This window comes from Paenibacillus ginsengihumi DSM 21568 (assembly GCF_000380965.1).
GTDB lineage: Bacteria > Bacillota > Bacilli > Paenibacillales > NBRC-103111 > Paenibacillus_G > Paenibacillus_G ginsengihumi.
This window is the reverse complement of the sequence record NZ_KB905558.1, coordinates 15,786-38,239: the sequence shown is the minus strand read 5'-3', so window position 1 is coordinate 38,239 and position 22,454 is coordinate 15,786. Positions and strand designations below refer to the sequence as shown.

Annotated in this window: 24 protein-coding genes and 1 pseudogene; 20 read left to right on the top strand and 5 right to left on the bottom strand. The window is 59.2% G+C overall.

Annotated elements, in window-relative coordinates; translation table 11 throughout:
- Nucleotides 1–48: 48 nt before the first annotated feature.
- Together F591_RS0108250 and F591_RS0108245 are read left to right on the top strand one after the other, a co-directional pair.
- The gene (locus F591_RS0108250) at nucleotides 49–711 is read left to right on the top strand and encodes a TadE/TadG family type IV pilus assembly protein (RefSeq protein WP_019534121.1); all 663 of its coding nucleotides are present in this window, start codon (nucleotides 49–51) and stop codon (nucleotides 709–711) included.
- Nucleotides 708–1,238: an A24 family peptidase gene (locus F591_RS0108245; protein ID WP_019534120.1), complete on the top strand. Its 531-nt coding sequence runs from the start codon at nucleotides 708–710 to the stop codon at nucleotides 1,236–1,238. Before F591_RS0108250 ends, F591_RS0108245 begins: the two co-directional genes overlap by 4 nt.
- A gap of 64 nt (nucleotides 1,239–1,302) precedes the next feature.
- Here F591_RS0108245 and F591_RS33520 read toward each other — a convergent pair.
- Nucleotides 1,303–1,509, bottom strand: a pseudogene (locus F591_RS33520) (hypothetical protein).
- A 133-nt stretch (nucleotides 1,510–1,642) separates the two neighbouring features.
- On the opposite strand from F591_RS33520, the gene F591_RS0108240 reads away from it, so the two are divergent.
- Nucleotides 1,643–3,433 carry a DUF6382 domain-containing protein gene (locus F591_RS0108240; protein WP_019534119.1) on the top strand — a complete coding sequence of 597 codons (1,791 nt, stop codon included), beginning with the start codon at nucleotides 1,643–1,645 and terminating at the stop codon, nucleotides 3,431–3,433.
- A gap of 126 nt (nucleotides 3,434–3,559) precedes the next feature.
- Complete coding sequence (locus F591_RS0108235) at nucleotides 3,560–3,850, top strand: Dabb family protein (RefSeq protein ID WP_019534118.1); 291 nt, start codon at nucleotides 3,560–3,562, stop codon at nucleotides 3,848–3,850.
- A gap of 10 nt (nucleotides 3,851–3,860) precedes the next feature.
- Here the strand turns inward: F591_RS0108235 and F591_RS0108230 are convergent, their stop codons facing one another.
- The 3 genes from F591_RS0108230 to F591_RS0108225 form a co-directional block, all read right to left on the bottom strand.
- On the bottom strand, nucleotides 3,861–4,295 hold the full coding sequence (locus F591_RS0108230) for a hypothetical protein (protein WP_026326460.1): 435 nt from the start codon (nucleotides 4,293–4,295) through the stop codon (nucleotides 3,861–3,863).
- Nucleotides 4,296–4,403: 108 nt separating this feature from the next.
- Nucleotides 4,404–4,628: a hypothetical protein gene (locus F591_RS32665; RefSeq protein ID WP_083935380.1), complete on the bottom strand. Its 225-nt coding sequence runs from the start codon at nucleotides 4,626–4,628 to the stop codon at nucleotides 4,404–4,406.
- A 162-nt stretch (nucleotides 4,629–4,790) separates the two neighbouring features.
- Nucleotides 4,791–5,129: an ASCH domain-containing protein gene (locus F591_RS0108225; protein WP_019534116.1), complete on the bottom strand. Its 339-nt coding sequence runs from the start codon at nucleotides 5,127–5,129 to the stop codon at nucleotides 4,791–4,793.
- 86 nt (nucleotides 5,130–5,215) lie between these two features.
- Here F591_RS0108225 and F591_RS0108220 point away from each other — a divergent pair, with 86 nt between their 5' ends.
- The 11 genes from F591_RS0108220 to F591_RS0108170 all read left to right on the top strand — a co-directional run bounded on the left by F591_RS0108220 (nucleotide 5,216) and on the right by F591_RS0108170 (nucleotide 16,434).
- Nucleotides 5,216–6,301 carry a M42 family metallopeptidase gene (locus F591_RS0108220; protein ID WP_019534115.1) on the top strand — a complete coding sequence of 362 codons (1,086 nt, stop codon included), beginning with the start codon at nucleotides 5,216–5,218 and terminating at the stop codon, nucleotides 6,299–6,301.
- A 6-nt stretch (nucleotides 6,302–6,307) separates the two neighbouring features.
- A complete protein-coding gene (locus tag F591_RS0108215) occupies nucleotides 6,308–8,233 on the top strand; it encodes an ABC-F family ATP-binding cassette domain-containing protein (RefSeq protein ID WP_019534114.1) in 1,926 nt (641 codons plus the stop codon).
- Nucleotides 8,234–8,436: 203 nt separating this feature from the next.
- Nucleotides 8,437–10,050: an ABC-F family ATP-binding cassette domain-containing protein gene (locus tag F591_RS0108210; protein WP_019534113.1), complete on the top strand. Its 1,614-nt coding sequence runs from the start codon at nucleotides 8,437–8,439 to the stop codon at nucleotides 10,048–10,050.
- 127 nt (nucleotides 10,051–10,177) lie between these two features.
- Nucleotides 10,178–10,498: a thioredoxin family protein gene (locus F591_RS31935; protein WP_019534112.1), complete on the top strand. Its 321-nt coding sequence runs from the start codon at nucleotides 10,178–10,180 to the stop codon at nucleotides 10,496–10,498.
- A 28-nt stretch (nucleotides 10,499–10,526) separates the two neighbouring features.
- Nucleotides 10,527–10,913 carry a kinase-associated lipoprotein KapB gene (kapB, locus tag F591_RS0108200; RefSeq protein WP_019534111.1) on the top strand — a complete coding sequence of 129 codons (387 nt, stop codon included), beginning with the start codon at nucleotides 10,527–10,529 and terminating at the stop codon, nucleotides 10,911–10,913.
- Nucleotides 10,914–10,936: 23 nt separating this feature from the next.
- Nucleotides 10,937–12,334 carry a sensor histidine kinase gene (locus tag F591_RS0108195; RefSeq protein ID WP_019534110.1) on the top strand — a complete coding sequence of 466 codons (1,398 nt, stop codon included), beginning with the start codon at nucleotides 10,937–10,939 and terminating at the stop codon, nucleotides 12,332–12,334.
- Nucleotides 12,327–13,022 (top strand): response regulator, encoded by a 696-nt coding sequence (locus F591_RS0108190; protein WP_019534109.1) that lies wholly within the window; start codon nucleotides 12,327–12,329, stop codon nucleotides 13,020–13,022. The genes F591_RS0108195 and F591_RS0108190 overlap by 8 nt, the downstream gene beginning before the upstream one ends.
- A gap of 99 nt (nucleotides 13,023–13,121) precedes the next feature.
- Nucleotides 13,122–14,198: a Gfo/Idh/MocA family protein gene (locus tag F591_RS0108185; RefSeq protein WP_019534108.1), complete on the top strand. Its 1,077-nt coding sequence runs from the start codon at nucleotides 13,122–13,124 to the stop codon at nucleotides 14,196–14,198.
- Between the two features lie 9 nt (nucleotides 14,199–14,207).
- Nucleotides 14,208–14,864, top strand: coding sequence for a trimeric intracellular cation channel family protein (locus F591_RS0108180; RefSeq protein ID WP_019534107.1), 657 nt, complete (start codon nucleotides 14,208–14,210; stop codon nucleotides 14,862–14,864).
- A 2-nt stretch (nucleotides 14,865–14,866) separates the two neighbouring features.
- The gene (locus F591_RS0108175) at nucleotides 14,867–15,379 is read left to right on the top strand and encodes a hypothetical protein (protein ID WP_019534106.1); all 513 of its coding nucleotides are present in this window, start codon (nucleotides 14,867–14,869) and stop codon (nucleotides 15,377–15,379) included.
- 326 nt (nucleotides 15,380–15,705) lie between these two features.
- The gene (locus tag F591_RS0108170; protein WP_019534105.1) at nucleotides 15,706–16,434 is read left to right on the top strand and encodes a YhcN/YlaJ family sporulation lipoprotein; all 729 of its coding nucleotides are present in this window, start codon (nucleotides 15,706–15,708) and stop codon (nucleotides 16,432–16,434) included.
- Between the two features lie 106 nt (nucleotides 16,435–16,540).
- Here the strand turns inward: F591_RS0108170 and F591_RS0108165 are convergent, their stop codons facing one another.
- Nucleotides 16,541–16,855 (bottom strand): winged helix-turn-helix transcriptional regulator, encoded by a 315-nt coding sequence (locus tag F591_RS0108165; protein WP_026326458.1) that lies wholly within the window; start codon nucleotides 16,853–16,855, stop codon nucleotides 16,541–16,543.
- Between the two features lie 108 nt (nucleotides 16,856–16,963).
- Between F591_RS0108165 and F591_RS0108160 the strand changes: the two genes are divergently transcribed.
- The 5 genes from F591_RS0108160 (at nucleotide 16,964) to F591_RS0108140 (ending at nucleotide 22,128) form a co-directional block, all read left to right on the top strand.
- Nucleotides 16,964–17,449 (top strand): acyl-CoA thioesterase, encoded by a 486-nt coding sequence (locus F591_RS0108160; protein ID WP_019534103.1) that lies wholly within the window; start codon nucleotides 16,964–16,966, stop codon nucleotides 17,447–17,449.
- 135 nt (nucleotides 17,450–17,584) lie between these two features.
- Nucleotides 17,585–18,373 carry a TIGR00266 family protein gene (locus F591_RS0108155; RefSeq protein ID WP_019534102.1) on the top strand — a complete coding sequence of 263 codons (789 nt, stop codon included), beginning with the start codon at nucleotides 17,585–17,587 and terminating at the stop codon, nucleotides 18,371–18,373.
- Between the two features lie 57 nt (nucleotides 18,374–18,430).
- The gene (locus F591_RS0108150) at nucleotides 18,431–18,703 is read left to right on the top strand and encodes a hypothetical protein (RefSeq protein ID WP_019534101.1); all 273 of its coding nucleotides are present in this window, start codon (nucleotides 18,431–18,433) and stop codon (nucleotides 18,701–18,703) included.
- A 144-nt stretch (nucleotides 18,704–18,847) separates the two neighbouring features.
- Nucleotides 18,848–20,581: a sensor histidine kinase gene (locus F591_RS29490; protein WP_019534100.1), complete on the top strand. Its 1,734-nt coding sequence runs from the start codon at nucleotides 18,848–18,850 to the stop codon at nucleotides 20,579–20,581.
- Complete coding sequence (locus tag F591_RS0108140) at nucleotides 20,578–22,128, top strand: response regulator (RefSeq protein WP_019534099.1); 1,551 nt, start codon at nucleotides 20,578–20,580, stop codon at nucleotides 22,126–22,128. Before F591_RS29490 ends, F591_RS0108140 begins: the two co-directional genes overlap by 4 nt.
- Nucleotides 22,129–22,454: the final 326 nt, after the last annotated feature.

Here is a 22,454-nt window from a genome sequence, read left to right as displayed (position 1 = left end):
TGCCGAATTTTCAAGATAGGTTTGGCGGAAAGGGGAAGATCATTTCCGATGAAGCTGAGAGGAGAAGACAAGGGAAGCATCACGCTCGAGGCGGCGCTTGTGCTCCCGCTGTTCATGTCGCTGATTATGGTTCTCGTCGCTTTCGTACAGATCGCGCTCGCGGAGATGGCGCTGCAGTCGGCCGTATCGAGCACGGCCAAGGTCGTCGCCGCCAATCTGTATCCTGTCGATCTATTGTACCAGCAGGGCAAGGAACAGTGGTCGCAAAGCAGGCCGGCCGCCTGGCTGAACTATGTGACGAGCCGGGTAGAGAGCGCCCGGCAGACGGCGATCGAGGCGGAAACGTTCGTGGACGACTACAGCCGCTGGATCCCCGAACCTGTCGTGAAGCTCGTCGCCTGGGAACGAACGAAGCGGGAGGCGCTGGAGAACTTGGGCACGGAAGCCGGCGAGGCGGCGAAGCGGCAGGCGGAGGAAGCGATGTACGGCGCTGCGCTTCCCGTCTTGTCCAGCTTTGCCAACCCGCGAAGACTCCATCTTGAGGGACTTAAAGTGACCGATCTTGAATTTCCGAGCTTCGACAATAAAGACAATGCGTATTTTGGACTGGAGGCGCAGTACGAGATGAAGCTGGCAGTGCCGTTTTATCGGAAGACCATTGTCATCAAAAAAAGGGCTGTGGAGCGGGCCTGGATCGGAGGAAGTTCATGACGGCGGCGGGAGCAATCGCGGCGCTGCTGCTGCTGGCGTCGTTCATCACCGATGTCCGTTCGAGAAAAATACCGAATTGGCTGACGGCGGGCGGCGCGGCGGCCGGTGCGGCTGTTCACGCTATTGCGGACGGCTTAAGCGGTCTCGGTTTTGCCGCTGCAGGCTTTGCCTGCGGCTTCATTCCGCTGCTCCTGCTGTATGCGTGCCGCGCGGTAGGCGCGGGTGATGTCAAGCTGTTCGGCGCATTGGGAGCGCTGACCGGAGCGGGGTTCGTCCTGTATGCAATGGCTGCTTCCTTGCTGTTCGCAGGGTTGCTGGCCGCATGCATTCTGTTGTGGAAACGGGACTGGGTGGCCAGAGTCTGCATGCTCGGCATTTCCGTCTGGCGCATCGCTGTGCGAAAAGACTGGACACAAATCCGCGAATGGCGAGAGGATACGGAGCAAAAACGTTACACGCAGTTTCCGTTCATGTGGGCGGTTTTGCCCGGGGTGTTGTACGCTTTGTGGCAGTGGAGCAGCGTCTAGACGCTGTTGGCGAGGGAATCGTTCCAACTTTTTAAGATAGATGCCTATGACAGGCGATCCTTCGTCATCGGTCGTCGCCTGCGGTGCCAGAAAATTCAGCTTGTAGATAAAGCTGATTTTTCAAGATAGTCAACAAATGTTGTATTTTGTACAACAAAAACGGGGCAATCAACCCTATTTACGGCTCAATGTTGCACTTTGTGCAACATTTCGGACAATGTTCCCGGGTTTGAAGCCCAACACGCCCAAATTGTTGTATAAAATGCAACATTACCCTTCCTCTGCTGCGAAGAGGGAGGAAAATGTTGCATTTTTTGCAGGATTTGTCGCTATCAGAAGATGAAATGAGCTGCTCACCCTGGGCTATTTTCAAGATTCATGGCGAATAAAGGAGGTCAGAATTTATGACGGCTGCGGCCATACAAGGATTTGCCGTCGAATATATCGAGCGCCACGGTCATTTTATGATGTTAAGCCGTCCGGACGGCTTGAAGCAGGAGGAGCTTCATGCTTTTCAGCTCAAAATGGTTGCGGCCAACCGCATTCCGCGGCAGCTGGAGCTGCAGACGGAAAGCATGAACGGCGACCTGCGGCTGGTCTATAACATAACAGGCAGACGAATGCTGTCGCAAAGGCTGCGCGCGGAGAAGCTGCCGCTGCTCCGGTATTTTGGCCTGCTTCACGAGCTTGCCGATATTTTGGACGATAGCAAGGTATACATGCTTCGCGCCGAGGGGTATGTGCTGCACGAGGATTTCATTTATTGCGGAGCGGGGCTGGACGACCTGTATTTGACATATGTGCCGCTTGCGCGGCGCCAAGACGGGGAGTCTCTTGCCGGGGAACTAATGCAGCTGGCCTCGCGACTGATCCGTAAAGTTCCCGAGCTGAGAGGCAGCGGCTATCAGGAGCTGATGGACTATTTGCAGGACGAAACGTTCCACTTTGGCGGGATGAAACAGCTTCTGCAGCGTCACATTCACATTCTCGAGAAGGAAGAATGGGGCGGGCGGCAGGAGGTGCCGTCCGAAAGCTTTTCCGCCACACGCTCTGCCGGCTCTGAGGCTGTAGATAGGAAGCGCCCTGCCGGAGAGATGCCGGAATCCTCGTCAGCATCCACGCCGTCATTCACGTCGTCATTCACGCAGCCGTCCTCATTCGCTGCCGCCGGTTCGGAATGGCCGGCCAAGGATGAGGGAGCTCCTCTGCCGTTTATGCCGGACGAACCGGAGGCGCCTGGCACAGCGGGGCAACGACCGAAAAGCAGACGGACCTTGCTCGTTGCGGCCGGTTTTGTGATCGGCTTGGCTCTGATCTGGAAACTGTACGCCGACAAGCCGACGGAACCGATGCTGTATATATGCAGCGGGCTGTCTCTGTTCGCCGTGCTGGGGGCTTACTTGCTGCTGAAGCGCGGTGCGACCAGGGATAGCGATGACGATGTGGACGATAGCTCCGAATGGAGCGCGGAGCAGCCCCATCCAGCAGCGGAGGAGCCGGAGCGAGTGGGCGAGATGCTGTCGCGAATCGGGCTGATGGAAGTCGGCTTGTCGTCCGTCAGCCCCGGCGTCAGGGAGAGGCGCAGCGAAAGCGACATGCCTGGAGCGGGCTCGGGCGGTGCGAATGCGTTCCCTTCATTCGAAGGGAGCGCTAACGCTTCGACAGCGCACGCCGTAGAAAGAAGAACCGCCGTACCATCGTCGTCCCACGCCGCATCGCCTCCATTCGCTGAAGCCCTGCCGGCTGTCGCAAGGAGAAACGCCGTGCCGTCATCATCCGCTGCTGCGTCTAACCCGTTCGCTGAGCCGCCGGCATCGGCCGTGACGACGCTGCTGGCGCCGCCGGCGGCGACCGTGCTGCTGAAGCCGCTGCCGGGAGCCGAACGGAAGGGAAAGACGCCGTATCTGGAAACGACGAAAAACGGGCAGACCGAAAAGATCGCGCTTCGCAAATCCGTCTTCGTATTCGGCCGTCAGGGGCATGAGGTCGATTACGCTTTGGACGACGCCGGCATCTCGCGGATTCATGCGGAGATCGTCCGGGAGGACGGGAATCTTGTCGTCAAGGATCTCGGCTCGCGCAACGGAACTTCGCTGAACGGGGAAACGCTTGTTCCATACAGAACGTATCCGCTGCAGGATGGCGATGTCATCGCTGTCGCCAGGACGGAGTTCGTGTTCAAATCCGGCGCTTGAGGCAGGCAAGTCTGCCTGGCGCAGTACAATCGCGCTTTCGCGAGAGTGCGCGAAAGGCTATAAAATGCTATAATTCGGAAAGGAGGCTTATCCGCCCGAGAAACCGAGGAAAAGAGGAAGAAACCGATGATTACCCACGTAGTGCTCTTTAAGCTGAAAGACCGCTCCCCGGAAGCGATTCAGGAAACGGCTAATGTGCTCAGAAATATGGAAGGCAAGATCGACGTGCTCCGCCATATCGAAGTCGGCCTGGACGTATTGCATTTGGACCGGTCTTACGACATTGCCCTGATTACGAAATTCGATTCTTTGGACGACTTGAAGGCCTACGACGTCCATCCTGTGCACGAGGCCGTCAAGGCGCATATGAAGAAGGTGCTGGACGGCACCAGCGTGTGCGTCGATTTCGAAAGCTGAGACAACCCGCTTAAACCCATAGGCCGGGCTTCATGATCATCAGCCAGAGCATGATGAACAGCACGGTCAAATAAATATACAGCGAGCGGGCCAGTTTGGCGAGCAGCGCCTCGCGCCCCTCGCTGCCCTGCCGGAGCTTGCGGATCGTCGGCGAGAAAGCGCGCGCCATGAATAACAGCGAAGCGAACAGCACGGCGAGCGTTGCCGCAATCCATGGCGTATGCCATGGCCATCCGCCCAGCCACATCAGCAGCAGGCCGGAAGCGACCAGCACATGTCCTGCATGTTTCGACAAGCGAACGGCGGCATGAAACAAGTCCAGTTGAGCTTCGAATACCGGGCCTTTGGCCGAACGAAGCTTGCGCATCAACGGAATCAATAAAATAAACGGTCCGATAGAGACCATCGCACTGACGGCGTGAATAAATACGATCCATGGATACATATGATTTCTCAGGTCCTCTCGCAAAATTGACGCCTTGGCGAACGAATCCTTCGTCATCGGTCGCCAACTTCGGTATTGAAAAATCAACTTGTACACAAAGCTGATTTTTCAAGATAGACTCCCATGCCGCTGGCGCAGTACCATCAGATGATGAAAACGAGCCAGCGTACCGGGGGCTATTTCCACGAGATCCAGCAAATGTTGTATTTTGTACAACAAAAATGGGGGGATAACCCTTATTTGCGGCTCAATGTTGTAAAAAGTGCAACAATTTGGGCGATATTCCCGGATTTGGAGCCAACCGCCCCTAAATTGTTGCACAAAATACAACATTCTCCTTCTTCTGAGACGAAGAGGCCGGAAAATGTTGCATTTTTTGCAGGATTTGTCGCCTCATGTGCCCGGTGTAGCCCGGGGAGGGGCTCCAGTGCCGGCGCAAGATAGTAAAACAGTGTAGCGGCTGTATGTTTTATACGGCTACACTGTTTTTGCATATTACACGGCCCGGAATTCGTGAACCCACACCTTCATGTGCGGCAGCCACGGCATGCCGGGATGCATGGACAAAATGTAGCTTTTGTACGCTTCAACGGTTTCGAAGCCTTCCGCACGGGCGTGGTCGTCGGTCAACTCGCCCAGCGACTGCTGATACACCCGGGTGACCTCGAACCGCTTGCCTTCGAGCTCCATGATTTCGCCCGGATCGGCATAACGGCCGTTGCGCCGGGTTGCGGTTTTCTCGCCTTTGAGCACCTTGTCAATATCGTCCTTCACAGTGACCAGACGCTCGATGGCACAGGTTTTGGGCGGCAATGTTTGGTTCGTTTCGCTCATACAGTTCTCTCACCTTTCTATATCATGGAATCCCATGGTAAGCTTACACAATTACGGCTGCGGAAGCAAATGGAAGGGGTAATGAAATGTCCAGAACGGATTCGATCGTTTCGAAAATCAATCAAGCTTATGTGCTGGAGCTGCTGGAGCGGCTGCTCGCCGTGCCGAGTCCGAGCGGCTATTGCCGGGCGATTATGACGCTGCTTGCCGGCGAGGCGGAGAAGCTCGGCTTTCCGCTCAGCTTCACGCCCAAAGGCAACGGCATCATCACCGTGCCGGGGGCGAGCCGGGAGCGCGCAATCGGCCTGTCCGCCCACGTCGACACACTCGGGGCGATGGTGCGGGCGATCAAGCCGAACGGCCGCCTGCGGTTTACGCTGGTCGGCGGCTATATGCTGGGCTCGGTCGAGAATGAATACTGCACGGTACATACGCGGGACGGACGGACTTACGAGGGCACGATCATGACGATGAAGCCGTCGGTGCACGTTTATACCGATGCCCGCGATCTGAAGCGCGAGGAGGCGGTGATGGAGATTCGGCTGGACGAGCCGGTTCGCGGCGAGGAAGACGTCCAAGCGCTCGGCATCTCGCCGGGGGACTTCGTATCGTTCGACCCGCGCACCCGCTTTTTTCCGAACGGGTTCATCAAATCGCGCCATCTGGACGACAAGGCCGGAGTGGCGGCGCTGTTCGGGCTGCTGGAGCTGATCTCGCGCAGAGAGGCGGCGCCGGCCCGCACGCTCCGCCTGCTCGTCAGCACCTATGAAGAAGTGGGCCACGGAGCGTCCTGGATTCCGGGCGACGTCGAAGAGATGATCGCAGTCGATATGGGGGCGATGGGCGACGATTTGAGCTGCACCGAATTCGACGTATCGATCTGCGCCAAAGATTCGTCCGGCCCGTACGACGAAGCGATGACGACCCGCCTGATCGAGCTGGCGAAACGGGAGGGACTGAGCTATGCGGTCGATATTTATCCGCATTACAGCTCCGACGCTTCCGCAGCGCTGCGCGGCGGCAGCAACATCCGCGCGGCGCTCATCGGCCCCGGCGTTCACGCGTCGCACGCCATGGAGCGGACGCATCGCGACGGTATCATGAATACGATCGCACTGCTTGCAGCCTATGTCGCCGATCCGGCCGCACCTTACGGAACGCAGGAGGACTGAACCACATTGAATATATTGACGGTAGAGAGCTTGACCAAAACGTATGGCGATAAAGTGCTGTTCGATCATATCGATTTTCAAATCAACGAGAAGGAGCGCATCGGCCTCGTCGGCGTGAACGGCACGGGCAAGTCGACGCTGCTCAAGCTGCTGGCCGGCGTCGAGCCGATGGAAAGCGGCAGGCTCATTCACGCGAACCGGTTCAGCGTCCAGTATTTGCCGCAAAATCCGGAATTCGATCCGCAATCGACCGTGCTGGAGCAGGTTTTCCACGGCGACGCGCCGCTCATGCAGACGCTGCGCGAATATGAAGGGGCGCTGGCCGAGCTCGAGCTGAATCCGGCCGACGAGAAGCGGCAGGCCAAGCTGTTCGCCGCACAGCAGCGAATGGACGCGCTGAACGCCTGGGAGGCGGGGACGGCGGCGAAGACGGTGCTGAGCCGGCTCGGCATCCGGCAGTTCGGGCAGAAGGTTGGCGAACTGTCCGGCGGCCAGCGCAAGCGGGTCGCTATGGCCCGGGCGCTGATCCAGCCGGCCGATCTGCTTATTTTGGACGAGCCGACCAACCATATTGATCATGAGACGGTGGAATGGCTCGAGGACTTTTTGGGCAAGTGGCGGGGAGCGCTGCTCGTTGTCACGCACGACCGGTATTTTCTGGACCGCGTGACGAACCGCATCTTCGAGCTGGATCGCGGCAAGCTGTACAGCTATGAAGGCAACTATGCCGCCTTCCTGGAGAAGAAAGCGGAGCGGCTGGAACGCGAGGCAGCCGAGGAGGACAAGCGGCAAAACCTGCTGCGCCGCGAGCTGGCCTGGCTGCGCCGGGGAGCGAAGGCGCGGACGACGAAACAGAAGGCCCGCGTGGACCGCGTGAAGGCGCTTATGGACAAGAAGGCGGACGGGCCGGGAGAGAAGCTTGACATCGCATTGGGAGCGTCCCGCCTCGGCAAGAAGGTGATCGAGCTGGAGGATGTCGGCAAGTCAATGAACGGGCGGCCGCTCATCCGCGGGCTCGACTGCATCGTCTTGCCCGGCGACCGGATCGGCGTCATCGGGCCGAACGGCAGCGGCAAGTCGACGCTGCTTAATCTGCTGGCCGGGCGGCTGACGCCGGACGAAGGAACGATCGTCACCGGACCGACGGTCAAGCTGGCGTATTATACGCAGGAAAGCGCGGAAATGGACGACAAGCAGCGCGTGATCGAATATATCAAGGAAGCGGCGGAGTCAATCCGCACGGCGGACGGGCGGGTCATCTCTGCGGCGCAAATGCTCGAGCGCTTTCTGTTCAGCCCAAACCAGCAGTGGACGCCGATCGGCAAACTGTCCGGCGGCGAGAAGCGTCGCCTGTACCTGCTGCGGACGCTGATGGGCGAGCCGAACGTGCTGCTGCTCGACGAGCCGACCAACGATCTCGACATCCAGACGCTGACGATTCTTGAGGACTATCTCGACGATTTTCCCGGTGCGGTCATTACGGTGTCCCACGACCGGTATTTTCTCGACCGGACGGCCGACCGGCTGCTCGCCTTCGAGGGAGACGGCAAGGTGCGGCATTACATCGGATCATATTCCGATTATTTGGAGAAGCGCAAAGAGGAGATCGGCGCGGCCAAGGACGAGAACGAGCCGCGCCGGGAGGACAGCCGCAAGCAGAGCGGCGAAGCCGGCGGCCGCAGCGCCGAACGACCGCGCAAGCTGTCGTTCAAGGAGCAGAAGGAATGGGACGAGATCGAAGGGCGCATCGCCGGTCTCGAGGAGCGTTTGGCGCAAATCCGCTCCGATATCGAGCAAGCGGGCAGCGATTACGGCAAGGTTCAGGAGCTGTACGGCGAGGAGCAGCGCATCGGCGCCGAGCTGGAGCAGGCGATGGATCGCTGGGCGGAGCTGTCCGAGCTGGTAGAGAAGATCGAAGCGGCCAAAAGATAAGTAGGAATGGCGGCGCTGTTATGCTATAATAGGAATTTGGAGCTTGGCTAAATAAACCTGTGCCATATTCAAGATAGACGCCTATGGCGAGCGCTTCATTTCGTCATCAGTCGTCACCTTCGGCGCCTGAAAATTTCGCCGAAGGACTTCGTCGAATTATTTTCGTCGAATTATTAAGTATAGAAAGTAGGGATTCATCCGAAATGATTACGGTTACGAATGTCAGCTTGCGATACGGCAAGCGAGCGCTTTTCGAGGATGTCAATATCAAATTTACACCAGGCAACTGCTACGGTCTGATCGGCGCGAACGGCGCCGGCAAATCGACTTTCCTGAAAATATTGTCCGGCGAGATCGAGCCGACGAAGGGCGAGGTCAGCATCACTCCGGGCGAGCGGCTGGCCGTACTCAAGCAGAACCATTTTGAATTCGACGAAGTGGAAGTGCTGATGACGGTCATCATGGGGCATACCCGCCTGTACAAAATCATGGAAGAGAAGAATGCGCTGTACGCCAAACCGGACTTCTCCGAAGAGGACGGCATGCGCGCCGCGGAGCTGGAGGGCGAATTCCAGGAGCTTGACGGCTGGCAGGCGGAATCCGACGCCGCTGAGCTGCTGCTCGGCCTGGGCATTCCGACAGAGCTGCACAATGTCAAAATGAAGGAGCTCGACGGCAATCAGAAGGTGCGCGTGCTGCTGGCGCAAGCGTTGTTCGGCAACCCGAACATTCTGCTGCTCGACGAGCCGACGAACCATCTGGATCTGGAATCGATTCAATGGCTGATCAACTTCCTCGGCAAGTTCGAGGGCACAGTCATCGTAGTTTCCCACGACCGCCACTTCCTGAACGAAGTGTGTACGCATATCGCCGATATCGACTTCGGCAAAATCCAGATGTACGTCGGCAACTACGATTTCTGGTACGAATCGAGCCAGCTGGCGCTCAAGATGGCGCGCGAACAAAACAAGCGGATCGAGGAGAAGCGCAAGGAGCTTGAGGCGTTCATCGCCCGCTTCAGCGCCAACGCATCCAAGTCCAAGCAGGCGACCTCCCGCAAAAAGCTGCTGGAGAAGCTTACGCTTGAAGACATCCGTCCGTCGAACCGCAAGTATCCGTTTATCAAGTTTACGCCGGAACGCGAGGCGGGCAAGCAGCTGCTGACGGTAGACCGTTTGTCCAAAACGGTGGACGGCGAGCTGGTCCTCAACAACATCAGCTTCGTTGTGAACAAAGGCGACAAGATCGCGCTGGTCGGCCCGAACGGCATCGCCAAGACGACGCTGTTCCAAATTTTGATGGGCGAGCTGGAAGCGGACTCCGGCGAATACAGCTGGGGCGTCACGACGAGCCAGGCTTATTTCCCGAAGGAAAACTCGGCCTATTTCGACAACGATCTGACGCTGGTCGATTGGCTGCGCCAATACTCCAAGGACCAGGACGAATCGTACATCCGCGGCTTCCTCGGACGCATGCTGTTCTCCGGCGAAGAAGCGTTGAAGAAGGCCAGCGTGCTGTCCGGCGGCGAGAAGGTGCGCTGCATGCTGTCCAAAATGATGATGAGCGGCGCCAACGTGCTGCTGCTGGATGAGCCGACGAACCATCTGGACCTCGAATCGATTACGGCGCTCAATAACGGGCTGATCGAATTCGACGGCACGATGCTGTTCGTGTCGCACGACCATCAGTTCGTGCAGACGATCGCCAACCGCATCATCGAGATTACGCCGAAAGGCTTGATCGACCGGACGACGACCTATGAAGAATATTTGGCGAATGAGGATATCAAAAAGCAGCGCGAGCTGCAGTACGCCTAAGATTCGACTTTGGCGGCTGCGCGAAGGAAAGGATGAGCCGGGACAACAATCCGCTCGTCCTTTCCTTTCGTTATATGCGCCCGGGTATGCGTCCGTTTCTCAAGCCTCGAAAGGAGGCCGCCCGCGAATGAAACTGCCGGAACGCACTCAGGCGGAGCTTGTCCATGCCGTGCGGGACACCGTCGTATATGTCTATACTCCGTTATGCGGCACGTGCAAAGCCGGCGAACGGATGATGGAGGTTGTGGCCGAGCTGGCCGGGACGTCTCCCGGCGCGCCCGAATTCGTCAAGCTGAACATCAACTGCGCTTACGGGCTGGCCAAGCAGTGGCGTATCGAGAGCGTCCCGTGTATGATAAGAATCAGGGAAGGCAGGCTGGCCGGCAAGCGCTACCGGCTTGGGGGCGCAGACGAGCTGCTTCTCTGGGTGAACGGCGAAAGCAGATAATGGCATAAACAAGCTAGGGGGGATACTTATGCATCAGCGATCATGGGAGGTCGGGACGCGGGTGACGGCTTCCTATAAATCGGGCGAATATATCGGCGAGATTGCGGAAGCATCGAACGGAGCGAAGCAGGCTGTGAAAATACTCGCCGTGATCAAGCATCCGACGCAGGGAGACCTTCATCATCCGATGGACCCGGACGTGCCATTCTTTCACCAGCGCCGGGCGCTTGCGTATCAAGAGATCGCCCTGGTGCCCGGCGAATCGATTCGCCCGTATGACGGGGAGGTGCCGGAATACGGCGCCTCGCTGCAGACGGCGCTGGAGCAGGAGCGGCAGCGTCTCGAGCGGCTCGTCCGCTGGGCCGAACGGTGCTGCGAAGAGCTGGATCAGCTGAGAAAGGAATACCGGCTGTAAGCCGGTTCAGGTAAGCGCCAGCCATGTTCTTCGCATTGATCGGATTATGGACGATCGGACTGCTGCTGATCGCAACGGACCCGAAACGACCCGCAACCCGCTGGAGCAGCGGCATCACCTTTACAGGAGGAACGGGAGCGCTGGCGGCGCTCATCGGGGAGCGGTGGCGCCCGTATTGGACAAGCCAAGGTTGGCTATCCAACGAACAGGCGGAATGGCTGTGGAGAGCGGAGCGATTATGCTCGTTCGTCTGCTATTACGGACTGCCGTACACTTTTCTCATGTTCGCCATCGTGTATTCCCCGGGCTATGCCGAATGGCGGGGCAAAGGCTGGCTGCCGTGGGCGCTGCTCGTTCCCGTCCTGTCCTCTTTCCTGTACGAGCCGGCAGGGAACGCGCCGATTCCGTACCAGTACGTCGTCTGGTGGGCGCCGGCGTATATCGCGGCCGGGACCATTTTGCTGGTATTGGCGGTATGGAAAGAAAAAAACTCGTATTTCCGCAGGAGCCGGCTGCTTACATTCATGGCGGCGGTTCCGCCGCTTATCGTCGCGTTGTTCACGCTCTACCTGCTGCCGGCATGGCTGGGCGATTACGACTGGTGGCGGTACAATACGTGGATTATCGCCTTTACCGTCGCCGTCGTCGTCGTGTCCAGCTTCCGGTACGGCTTCATGGGACTGCAAATATCGATCCAAAACCAGCGTCTCGACTACACCCTTCGCGCCATTACTTCCGGAACGGCGATCCTGAACCATGCGATCAAGAATGACGTCGGCAAAATCAGGCTGTTCGGCGAGAAGGTCAGAGCCGAAGCGGCAGCCGGCAGGCTCGACCCCCGGCAGCTGTCGGCCGACATGGACATTATTTTGCAAGCTTCCCGCCATATCGACGAGATGGTCCGGCGCATTCAGGGTCAGACGCAGGAGATGGCGCTTCATACGGAAACTGTCCGCTTGTCGGAGCTGCTCGCCCAGAGCGTGCGCATGCTGTCTCCCGGACTGGGGGCCAATGTTCAGGTGGAAGAAAAATACTTGACAGAAGGCATCGTGCGCGGCGACCCGGTGCAGCTGGCGGAAGTGTTCACCAATGTGATCACGAACGCCTTCGAAGCGATGCCGGACGGCGGCACGCTGACGATCCGGCTGACCGAGACGAAGCGGAAGATCGTTGCGGAATTCAAGGATACCGGCACAGGAATGGACAAAAAGCAGCTGCGCCGCGCGTTCGATCCTTTTTATACGACCAAGGCCGGAAAAAAAATGAACTTCGGTCTCGGCCTGTCTTACTGTTATAATACGATACAGAAGCATAAAGGCTCGATGAGCATGCACAGCAAGCCAGGACAAGGCACCAGCGTATTCATCCAGCTGCCGAAATTGAAGCGTGCCGCCCGAACAGGAGGAGAGAGCGTTGGTTAACGAAGGTTATGCCGAACACGTTCAAGGACAGGACCGATTGCGGATTCGCGTCGTTCTCATCGAGGACGATCCCGATTGGCGGCGCGGTTTGGCGGCTTACCTGAGCCGGGAGCCGGATATCGAGGTGGTCGGCGAGGCGCAATCGGGCCCCGAAGGGGTCGAGCTGCTGGAGAAGGTCGAAGCGGACGTCGTGCTGCTGGATATTATGATGTCGGATTCGCCCGAAGGGCTATGGGCTGCGGCCGAGATCGTGAAGTGCAGCGGGGCGCGCGTCATCATGCTATCGTCGATGGAGGAGAAAGAGCTCATCTTCGAAGCGTTCAAGGCCGGCGCCGTCGATTATATGGTCAAATCTGATTTCCAGGAAATTCCGCAGGCAATTCGCAGCGCTTATGCCAATCGGAGCGCCATTCACCCGAGTGTCGCTGCGCAAATGAGAGAGGAATTCCGCCGCTTGAAACAGTTGGAGCATGAGGTGCGGGTGAAGGAACTGCGCAGCCTGCTGACGCCGACGGAGCTGCAGGTGCTGGATCTGATCGAAAAAGGGCACACCCAGACGCAAATCGCCGAGAAGTTCGTCGTGTCCATTCGGACGATCAAGGTGCACGTCGGCAATATTCTGAAGAAGCTCGGCGGAAAAAGCAGCAAGGAAGCGGCGCAGAAGGCGAAGGATATGGGGATTTTGTAACGATGGCCGGCCATGCGGCTGTCGTTATTTTTGCATATCCAAGGCACTCGACTTATGGTATATTAGGACTGTTTGAATGATTACATGGGGGAATTTTCGATGAGCGCAAGCGACAAAGTTCGGATCGGCGTCATTGGCGCCGGCAATATCGGAAATGTGCATATAAACGGCTTCAAGGCGCTGCCCGAGGCGGAGGTTGTCGCGGTAACGGACGCTTACCGACCGCTGGCTGAAGCCAGAGCGAAGGAGCACGGCATTCCGCGCCTTTACGGGGATTACCGTGAAATGCTGCAGGATGCCGGCATCGATGCAGTCGTCGTCTGCGTGCCGAACGACATGCATGCGCCGATCGCTGTAGAGGCGATGGAGGCCGGCAAGCATGTGCTGCTCGAGAAGCCGATGGCCATCAATGCCGATTCGGCCAAGCAGATCGTACGGACGCACCGGCAGACGGGCAAGGTATTGATGATGGCTCACCAGATGCGCTGGGAGCCGCTCAATCTGCAGGTGAAGGAGCAGGCGGACAAAGGGGCGTTCGGCCGCATTTACAACGTAAAGACGGGCTGGTGCCGCCGCAAAGGCATCCCCGGCTGGGGCACCTGGTTTACGCAAATGGCCAAATCCGGCGGAGGTCCGCTGATCGACATCGGCGTTCATATGCTGGATCTGTCCCTTCACCTGATGGGCAATCCGAAGCCGGTGTCCGTATTCGGGACGACCTACGCGGAATTCGGACCGAAAAAGCGCGGCATCGGCACCTGGGGCAAGCCGGACTGGAACGGCACGTACGATGTGGAGGATCTCGCCTCCGCGCTCATTAAGATGGAGGACGGCAGCACCTTGACGCTCGATGTCAGTTGGGCGGCGCATACCGATTTCGTAAGCAACGGGCCGTACGTCTACTTGATGGGAACCGAAGGCGGGGCTGCGCTGACCAACGGCAAGGGGCGGCTGTTCACGGAATTGTTCGACCGCACCGCCGATGTCGAGCTGACTGTTCCGAGCGACGACGAAGGGGCGCGGAGCCGGATGAGCCGTCATTTTATCGAGTGCGTCCGGGAAGGGAAGGAGCCGATCACGTCGGCGATGTCCGGTCTCGCCAACTCGCTCGTACTCGAGGCGATCTACGAATCTTCGCGTACAGGCAACCTGGTGCAGCTGGATTGGAGCGTGTAATCGGGCGCGATGGACGGATGGCTTGAGCTAAACCTGCAGTTTTTCAGCATCATCGGCACGATCGCCTTTGCCGTCTCGGGGGCGGTCGTAGCGATGGAAGAGGAATATGACATCCTGGGAGTATTCGTCCTTGCGTTCGTCACAGCGTTCGGCGGCGGCGTTGTGCGCAACGTATTGATCGGCATGCCGGTGACTTCGCTGTGGAATCAAGGATTTTTTCTGAAGACGGCCTTGATCACGGCGCTGCTCGTGTTTTTGCTGCCGGCGCTCTGGATTCGCCGTTGGAAAACGTGGGAGGCGCTGTTCGACGCGATCGGGCTGGCGGCCTTCAGCATCCAGGGGGCGCTCTATGCGACGCAGATGAATGTGCCGCTCAGCGCGACGATCGTCGCGGCGATGATGACGGGCATCGGCGGCGGCATCATCCGCGACTTGCTCGCCGGGCGCAAGCCGCTCGTGCTGCGGGACGAAATATACGCGGTCTGGGGCATGCTGGCCGGACTGCTGATCGGCCTTGGCTGGTTCCAGGGCTCGTGGGCGATGATGGGGCTGTTCGCCGGCATCGTCGTTCTGCGCATGCTATCCGTATTCTTCAAATGGAAGCTGCCGCGACGGAGCCTGAGGCTGACAGAGTCAAACCGAACCGCTCGGGCACAGGGGGAATAGCGATGATCGAACAAGAACAATCGTTCAAGGCGATGAAGCTTGTGCAGGCAGATGCGATCCAGGTGCGGCTGGAGCGGGTTCGTCTGCTCAAGGAAGACGCGCTGGAACTGTACGAAATCGCGAAGGACCGGTTGACCGGGGAGCATTATTTGCACTACGCCTACGTTCATCGCAACTTGGCAGCGGTCGGCCCGGGCGCCGGCGCCGAGGAATCGTTTCATTATCTGATGCCGCTGGACAGCGACGATGTGCTGGGCATTCTGTTCAGCGATGAGCCATACGAATATCCGGCTGCTTGGGACCGGCCGTATTTGCGCAACGGGCCGGAGGGAGCCTACGTCTGGTTCGATCCCGGCTACGCGAGGGACGAAGAGGAAAGCGAAGCGGCGGGACAGGACATTATCCGCCAGCTTCAGGCTTTCAAGTCGGCCGGCGATTTGTCCGAAGAAGCGGTTCGCCGGCTGCTGGAGGGAATCCGTCCTAACCGTCCCGGGAACCCGACTGACGCTGACTAAGACACAAGACGCCAACGATGCGACAAACCCCGCTGCCTTCTTGCCGAGGACGAGCGGGGTTTTAAACGTACATAAAGTTTAACTTTGCTAAAAAGAACCAGCGGCTTGTCTTGGCCGTCGTGCTGGCCGGCACGCTGCCGGCAATAAAGCGAAATGCGAATTTCTGTACCAAGAAAAACGGCCGCCAAAAGCGCGCTCCAACACATCCTCGGAAAGGACGTCGATAGATGCTTTTCTTAGGGCTTGGCCGGTCATTTGTGCATGTTTTGCGGCAGGATGATTCATCCTAAACGGGAACATTCGTCAATGACGGGAGGTACCTTAGGATGAAGCTGTTCAAGCCTTTTCGCATCGGACTGTGCGCCGCGGCCGCTGGCTGGCTGCTGCTGACCGCGGCATGCGGAGGCAATAAGCCGGAGCCCAGCCGGCCTGGCGGCGGCATGGAGGATGCCCGCACGCATGCGCTGTTCGACCGGGATTCGCGCAATAACGAAGATCCATCTCTCGGCGTCAAGCCGCATTGGGCAGCAATGCCGGGCAAGCACGAATCGCAGCCTTACGCCGGGCGTCAGACGCTCGATATGACCAACGAGCATGATTCGCAATCGTTCGGCTTTCATCCGCAGACGGCAGAGCGGCTGTCGCGGCTGCCGGGCATTGAGGCGGCGTATGTACTCGTGTCCGAAGCGAACGCTTATATCGCTGTCGTGCCGGAAGGACATCGTCCGGAACAGGAGGCGAGAGCGGAAATGATGCAGTATCAGGTGAAGCAGAGCGGGGGAGTCGGTTTGTTCGGAGCAGGCGATGCGGGCAGGTTCGACTGGACGGAGCAGGGCGACTTCCGCAACAGCGACGCCGACCGGGTCCGAAGCGAAGCGGCCCGCACGCTGCCTGGCAATATAGAAACGATCTACGTCAGCGCCAATCCGAACTTCGTCCAGCGCGTCCGATTCTATGAGAAGGAAGCACAGGAGCGGGGAGATCTCAGCGCCTATTACAATGAATTCAATACGCTCGTTCAAAGGGTGTTCCCGAGAGACGCGAATACGCGGTAACCAATGCGCGTCCGCAGCGTGACGGCTGGAGACTGCAGGGAGCGGCGGGACTGATGCGGGTTTCGCCAAAAGCCGCGCCCGGGAACGGCTTGCTGTTCCCGGGCGGTTACACCCATGTATCGCCCCACTGCTGCACGGCGTCCATGACGGGTTGAAGCGCTTTTCCCTTCTCCGTCAGCTCGTATTCGATGCGGACTGGCGTCTCCGGGTAAACGCGGCGATCGATCAGTCCCAGCGCTTCCAGCTCCTTGAATCGTTCGGCGAGCATCCGGTCGCTCATGCCGGGAATCATCTCGGAAATATCTTTAAACCGCCGCGGTCCTTGCAACAGCGCGCGTATGATCAGACCCGTCCAGCGCTTGCCCAGAATCTCGAAAGCGGCTTCGAATTTGGGACACATTCGATGACATTGTTCCGTCATGCTACTAATCACCTCTTTACGATATTTTATCATAATTTCACCATCAAATGTAAGCTTTTTTAATGGAATAACCTAACGAATAGTAAGTTGATAAGGGAGCGGATTTATTTGGAAGCCAAACCGGTGAGCCAGTCGCGCAGCATGATGACCGATATTATTTTCCCGTCCGATACGAATTATCACGGCACGATGTTCGGAGGCGTCGTGATGCGCTATATCGACAAGATCGCGACGATCGCCAGCATGCGCCATTCCCGCCGCGGCGTCGTCACCGCCTCCAGCGACAGCCTCGATTTCCTGGCGCCGGTCAAGGTCGGCGAGGCGATCATGCTGGAAGCTTTCGTCACCTGGACGCACCGCAGCTCGATGGAGGTATTTGTGCGCGTCGAATCGGAAAATTTGTTGACCGGCGAACGAAAGACGACGGCCACATCGTTTCTTACTTTCGTTGCGCTCGACGAAGATGGGAAGCCGACGCCCGTACCGCCGGTCATTCCGGAGACGGACGAGGAGAAGCGGCTGCACGAATCGGCGCCGGAGCGATACGAAGCGCGCATCAAGCGGAAGAACGCGAGAAATCGCGGCGTCCAGTAACCGGTTCGAGGGCAATCTTTTTCGGCAAACGGCGCCAGCTCCCGCCTTCCTGCAAAAATATTCAAAATCGGCGAAGAAAACGGCTATATCGCATGCCAGGTTATGGTATAGTGGATGCAGGAGGGGAATTTCCGAATGAATGCGCATGAAATAGATTACCGGATCAGCGGCAGCGAAATGCAATATGTCGAGATCGAGCTGGATCCCGGCGAGAGCGTCGTTGCCGAAGCGGGAAGCATGATGATGATGGACGAGGGCATTAGCATGGAGACGATCTTCGGGGACGGCAGCGGCGAGAACAAAGGCGTGATGGGCAAGCTGCTGGGAGCGGGCAAGCGGCTTTTAACCGGCGAAAGCCTGTTTATGACCGTATTTATGAACAGTGGCCGGGGCAAGCAGTCGGTTGGCTTCGCTTCCCCTTATCCGGGCAAAATTGTGCCGATGGATTTGTCCGAGCTCGGCGGCAAGGTCGTCTGTCAAAAGCATTCGTTCCTTTGCGCGGCCAAAGGAGTTTCGATCGGCATCGAGTTCCAGCGAAAGCTGGGAACGGGATTTTTCGGCGGGGAAGGCTTCATCATGCAAAAACTCGAAGGCGACGGCCTGGCCTTCGTGCACGCCGGCGGGACGATCTGCGAGAAGGTGCTGCAGCCGGGACAAATGATCCGCGTCGATACAGGCTGCCTCGTCGCCATGACGCGGGATGTTGATTATAACATCGAATTTGTCAAAGGCATCAAAACGGCTTTGTTCGGGGGAGAGGGGCTGTTTTTCGCCACGCTGCGAGGGCCTGGGAAAGTATGGCTGCAGTCGCTGCCGTTCAGCCGGATGGCCGAGCGGGTTATTGCGGCGGCGGGCGCGGGAGGCCGCAAGGAGGAAGGCAGCATTTTGGGCGGAATCGGAAACCTGCTTGACGGGCGTAAGTAAAAAACGATATCATTCTCTGTACAAGCAACCCTATTCTCGACAAAGAGGTGCAGGAATATGGCTTATCAACCGCAAGTAGCAAACGCGAAGATCGTCAGCCACAATCCGAAGAACGGATTGTTCGAGATAGTCGCGGAGCTTAAGGATCGGACCGTATGCCGCCTGTTTTATCAGAAGGAAGCGGATGGGGCCATTACTCCCACCCACATCAGCAGATTGCAGCAAGAACCGTGCCCGATCTGCCGCAAAGATTTTTTATGCAACTGCATGTCCCGCTTTATGCATGAAATTTCCGAGCAATCGGTGGACATCGCCGGCACGCCCCAATAATATTTTTGCCCGGGACGGCATGCCGCCCGGAAGCGAATGGACAAACCCGCGAGCCGCCGCTTGACACCCGGTGGCTTCGCGGGTTTGTTCGTTTTAACATGATCGGCTGGCCGATTCGGCCGGTGCGAAGGAGACGGTATCCGGATGCTTCGCCTGTTTGTTTATTTAGGCTCCGCTTTTTTGCTTGCATTAACCGGCATCGCTGCGTACATCTATGCAGGGGCGGCCGGATTCGCCCGCGAGCAGGGGGAGAGGGAGCTGCGCCTCTTCCACGAGCAGGCGGCCCTGCGCATGAGCCAGACGGTCGCCGCCATCGACAGCGCCGTCCAGGCGCTGGCCGCCGAGCCCGCCGCGCAGCGGTTCGCGTCGGGGCCATCCGTCCGGGAGCCGCAGGAGGAGCGCAGCTTGCGGGCGGAGCTGGACGCGCTGATCCAGCGCACCCTCGCGAAGCTTCCGGGCGATAGCGAGCTTTGCCTGGAGCGGCTGGAGGGAGGGCGCATTTGCTCCCCGCCCGTCGAACGTGCAGACGTAAGGCCCCTGGCTTCGCGGGAGGTGCCGGTTCCCGCGCGCGGCGAGCGGCTGCTGTATCCCGTGGAGGAACCGGCCGGACAGCCCGTATGGATTGCCGCGCAGCCTATTGTAGATCTGCGCTCCGGCGTCGTGACCGGAACGGTCATTTTCTCGTTCGACGGCAGCCGGCTGTGGAAGCCGTCCGCCGCAGAGAAGGTGTACGTCAAGCGCCATCGCGTCTTCGACCAGAACGGCAGCGTCGTCTTCCGGCAGCAGGAGCAGGAAGCGGCCCCATCCTTTTCGCTGGCCGAGGAAGCCGGCGAGTTCGTCCGCGCGGAGCACGGCTGGCTCATCTCCCAGCGCCGGCTGGACATTCCGTGGCTGTCCTGGTATTCGCGAGTCGAGGTGCCTGCCGAGACGTCCCGCTTCGGGCAGGAGCTGCTGCCGCGCACGCTGGCGCTCGCGTCAGCGGTCATCGCCGCTTGGCTTGGTGTAAGCGGTTTATTGTATCGGCGTTATTGGCTGCAGCCGCTCACGATGCTCCAGAGGCTGATGAAACGGGCCGAGCGCGGCGACTGGAAGGCGTATTGGCTGCATAAGGGAGGTCCGCTCGGCGGGCTGGGAGACAGCTACAACCAGATGCTGAACCGTCTGGAGGAGCTGATCCGGCAGGTGAAGCGGGAGGAAGCGTTAAAGAAGGAAGCGGAAATGGAAGCGCTCAAATACCAATTGAATCCTCATTTTCTATATAATACGCTGAATACGATCAAATGGGTGGCCAAAATGCACCGCACCCCGCAAATCGCCGAGGCGGTAACGGCGCTGGTGCGCCTGCTGCAGGCAAGCCTCGGCAAAAAGGGCGATTTTATCACGGTGAAAGAAGAGCTCGCGCTTATCTCGGATTACATGGAAATTCAGCGGTTTCGATACGGCGATCATATTCGCCTGGAGTGCGCGGCCCAGCGCGGGGCGGAGCAATGCCTCATTCCATGCATGCTGCTGCAGCCGCTGGTCGAGAACGCGATCATTCACGGCATCGAGCCGGCGAAGAAGGAAGGGCGCATCTCGGTGCGCGTCCGACTGGAGCCGGAGCGGGAGCTGCTCATCTGCGAGGTGCAGGATAACGGCGTCGGAATGAGCGAGCCCGAACGCGGGGGCGGCAAGGAGGCGGTGTCCGCTTCCGCTGGCGGCTCCCGGGGCGGCGGCCGCGAGCGGATGAGCGGCATCGGCCTGTCGCATATCAGGGAAAAGATCAGGCTGTATTACGGCGACGCCTATCATATGCATACTGTCGGCAAGCCCGGCGAAGGAACGATCGTGCGCCTGACGCTGCCGGCGCATCGAAACGAAGGAGCGGATGCGGGATGAATGTGCTGATTGTCGACGACGAGCCGATCGTCCGCGAGGTGCTGCGCACGATGATCGATTGGGAGGCGCACGGCTTGCGCTGGGCAGGCGAGGCCGGAGACGGCGAAGAAGCATGGGAGGCGGTACGCCGCGGCGGCATCGATCTGGTCGTGGCCGACATCCTTATGCCGAGAACGGACGGCCTGGAGCTGGTGCGGCGCATGCACAGGGAGGGCTGCGACGCCGCCGTCGTCGTGCTCAGCTGCATGGACGATTTCCACTATGTAAAGGAAGCGATGAAGCTGGGCGTCCACGATTATATGCTGAAGCCGACGATGGAGCCGGACGCGCTGGCGCAAATGCTGCTCGAGGCGAAGGAGGCGCTAACGGCAAGGCGCCGGGAAGCGGAAGAGCGCAAGCGCCGCGAGCAGCAGTGGGAATCGGCGCGCCAGACGCGCCTCGGCCTGGACATCCGGCGCGCGCTGGACGAGCGAACGGCCGATTCCGCTTTGCTTAAGGAGCTGTTCGGCGCGCCCGGCCATGCGGTTTACGCCAGCGTGATGCTGTGGTGGGCCTCGGACCTGCGCTTCCATCCGGCCGAGCGGATTTGGCCGGACGCGGCGGCGGCCGTGCCCTGCAGCCAGCGGTGCTGGCTGCTGCTGTTCGAGCAGCAGCCAGGCGGCGAGCCGGGCGCCGAACGGGTAAGCAGCAGGATGCGGTCGCTGGCGGAAGCGGGCGAGGAGCGCTGGTTCATCAGCGCGCTCGGTCCGATCGCCGATTGGCCTGCTCTGCTGGAAGCGGCCGACCGGCACGAGCATGAGCGCCGCGCCCGTTTCTACGGCAGCCCGGCCGAGCGCGCGGCGCCCCAGGCCGCAAGCCGCCGCGCCGCGCCGCCGGATTTGTCCGCGCTGCTCAGGGAGGAGCGGCACAACCTGCTGCGCGCCTTGTCGGGATGCAACCGCGAGGCGGCGGACCATTGGCTCGGCCGGATGCGGCGCAGGCTGGAGGAAGCGCGGCCGGAGCCCGAGCTGGTCTGGTCCTTTGCCCGCGAATTGCTGGAGCTGCAGGCGGTCTGGACGCGGCAGCGGGACAGCTCGTACCGGCTGGACGATTTCGAGCAGGAATACGGTCAGGCCGAAGCGGCCGCGCGCCATCTTGAGCTAAGCCGGCTGTTCGAGTGGTTGAGTGCCGCCGCCCACCGGCTGATCGCGATTCAGCTCGGGGCCCCCGCGGCGGCGGACATCCGCAACCCGTTCATCCGTAAGGCGCTTGATTTCATGCATCGAAGCTACCATATGCCGGTGAGCACGTCCGATATCGCCGACCACGTCAGGCTCAGCCGCAGCTATCTGAGCGATCTGTTCAGCCGGGAGACGGGGGAATCTTTAACCGAGGCGCTCACCCGCATCCGGATGGAGGCGGCCAAGCGGATGCTTCGCGACGGCTCGCACAAGGTGTACGAAATCGCCGAAGCGGTCGGCTTTATCGATGCCCGCGCATTTGCCAAGGCGTTCAAGCGCCATGTCGGCTGCACGCCGAAGGAATTCGTCGAGATGAGCGCGGACTGACCAGCTCAGCCCTGAAGCGAGTGGCGGCTCCGGCGGCAGAGCCGGGCTTAAATGCCGCGCGCCGGCTCGCTTGAGCTAACAAATAGACACTGATTGCGAACAAATCGGTGTCTTTTTTTGCGTCTTGAAAAAGCTTACATTGGATGTAGACGCCTATGACGAGCGATTCCTTTCATCATCGGTCGTCACCTGCGGGGTTGAAAATTTATCGGCGTATACCGCCAAATTTTCAAAATAGACAACGCTTACATTCGTCCGCAGCCGGATCTGCCCGCAGGGCTGAGACCTCGCGGAAGGGTGTGGCGCTTACAGACAAGGAGGTCTCG

Coding starts and splice junctions, on each gene's coding strand:
- F591_RS0108175 (WP_019534106.1), top strand. CDS start 14,867: ATGATCGAACAAGAACAATCGTTCAAGGCGATGAAGCTTGTGCAGGCA.
- F591_RS0108155 (WP_019534102.1), top strand. CDS start 17,585: ATGAATGCGCATGAAATAGATTACCGGATCAGCGGCAGCGAAATGCAA.
- F591_RS32665 (WP_083935380.1), bottom strand. CDS start 4,628: ATGTTGTATTTTGTGCAACAATTTAGGGGCGGTTGGCTCCAAATCCGG.
- kapB (WP_019534111.1), top strand. CDS start 10,527: ATGCATCAGCGATCATGGGAGGTCGGGACGCGGGTGACGGCTTCCTAT.
- F591_RS29490 (WP_019534100.1), top strand. CDS start 18,848: ATGCTTCGCCTGTTTGTTTATTTAGGCTCCGCTTTTTTGCTTGCATTA.
- F591_RS0108245 (WP_019534120.1), top strand. CDS start 708: ATGACGGCGGCGGGAGCAATCGCGGCGCTGCTGCTGCTGGCGTCGTTC.
- F591_RS0108170 (WP_019534105.1), top strand. CDS start 15,706: ATGAAGCTGTTCAAGCCTTTTCGCATCGGACTGTGCGCCGCGGCCGCT.
- F591_RS0108220 (WP_019534115.1), top strand. CDS start 5,216: ATGTCCAGAACGGATTCGATCGTTTCGAAAATCAATCAAGCTTATGTG.
- F591_RS0108225 (WP_019534116.1), bottom strand. CDS start 5,129: ATGAGCGAAACGAACCAAACATTGCCGCCCAAAACCTGTGCCATCGAG.
- F591_RS0108185 (WP_019534108.1), top strand. CDS start 13,122: ATGAGCGCAAGCGACAAAGTTCGGATCGGCGTCATTGGCGCCGGCAAT.
- F591_RS0108195 (WP_019534110.1), top strand. CDS start 10,937: ATGTTCTTCGCATTGATCGGATTATGGACGATCGGACTGCTGCTGATC.
- F591_RS0108235 (WP_019534118.1), top strand. CDS start 3,560: ATGATTACCCACGTAGTGCTCTTTAAGCTGAAAGACCGCTCCCCGGAA.
- F591_RS0108250 (WP_019534121.1), top strand. CDS start 49: ATGAAGCTGAGAGGAGAAGACAAGGGAAGCATCACGCTCGAGGCGGCG.
- F591_RS0108150 (WP_019534101.1), top strand. CDS start 18,431: ATGGCTTATCAACCGCAAGTAGCAAACGCGAAGATCGTCAGCCACAAT.
- F591_RS31935 (WP_019534112.1), top strand. CDS start 10,178: ATGAAACTGCCGGAACGCACTCAGGCGGAGCTTGTCCATGCCGTGCGG.
- F591_RS0108140 (WP_019534099.1), top strand. CDS start 20,578: ATGAATGTGCTGATTGTCGACGACGAGCCGATCGTCCGCGAGGTGCTG.
- F591_RS0108210 (WP_019534113.1), top strand. CDS start 8,437: ATGATTACGGTTACGAATGTCAGCTTGCGATACGGCAAGCGAGCGCTT.
- F591_RS0108230 (WP_026326460.1), bottom strand. CDS start 4,295: ATGTATCCATGGATCGTATTTATTCACGCCGTCAGTGCGATGGTCTCT.
- F591_RS0108165 (WP_026326458.1), bottom strand. CDS start 16,855: ATGACGGAACAATGTCATCGAATGTGTCCCAAATTCGAAGCCGCTTTC.
- F591_RS0108240 (WP_019534119.1), top strand. CDS start 1,643: ATGACGGCTGCGGCCATACAAGGATTTGCCGTCGAATATATCGAGCGC.
- F591_RS0108180 (WP_019534107.1), top strand. CDS start 14,208: ATGGACGGATGGCTTGAGCTAAACCTGCAGTTTTTCAGCATCATCGGC.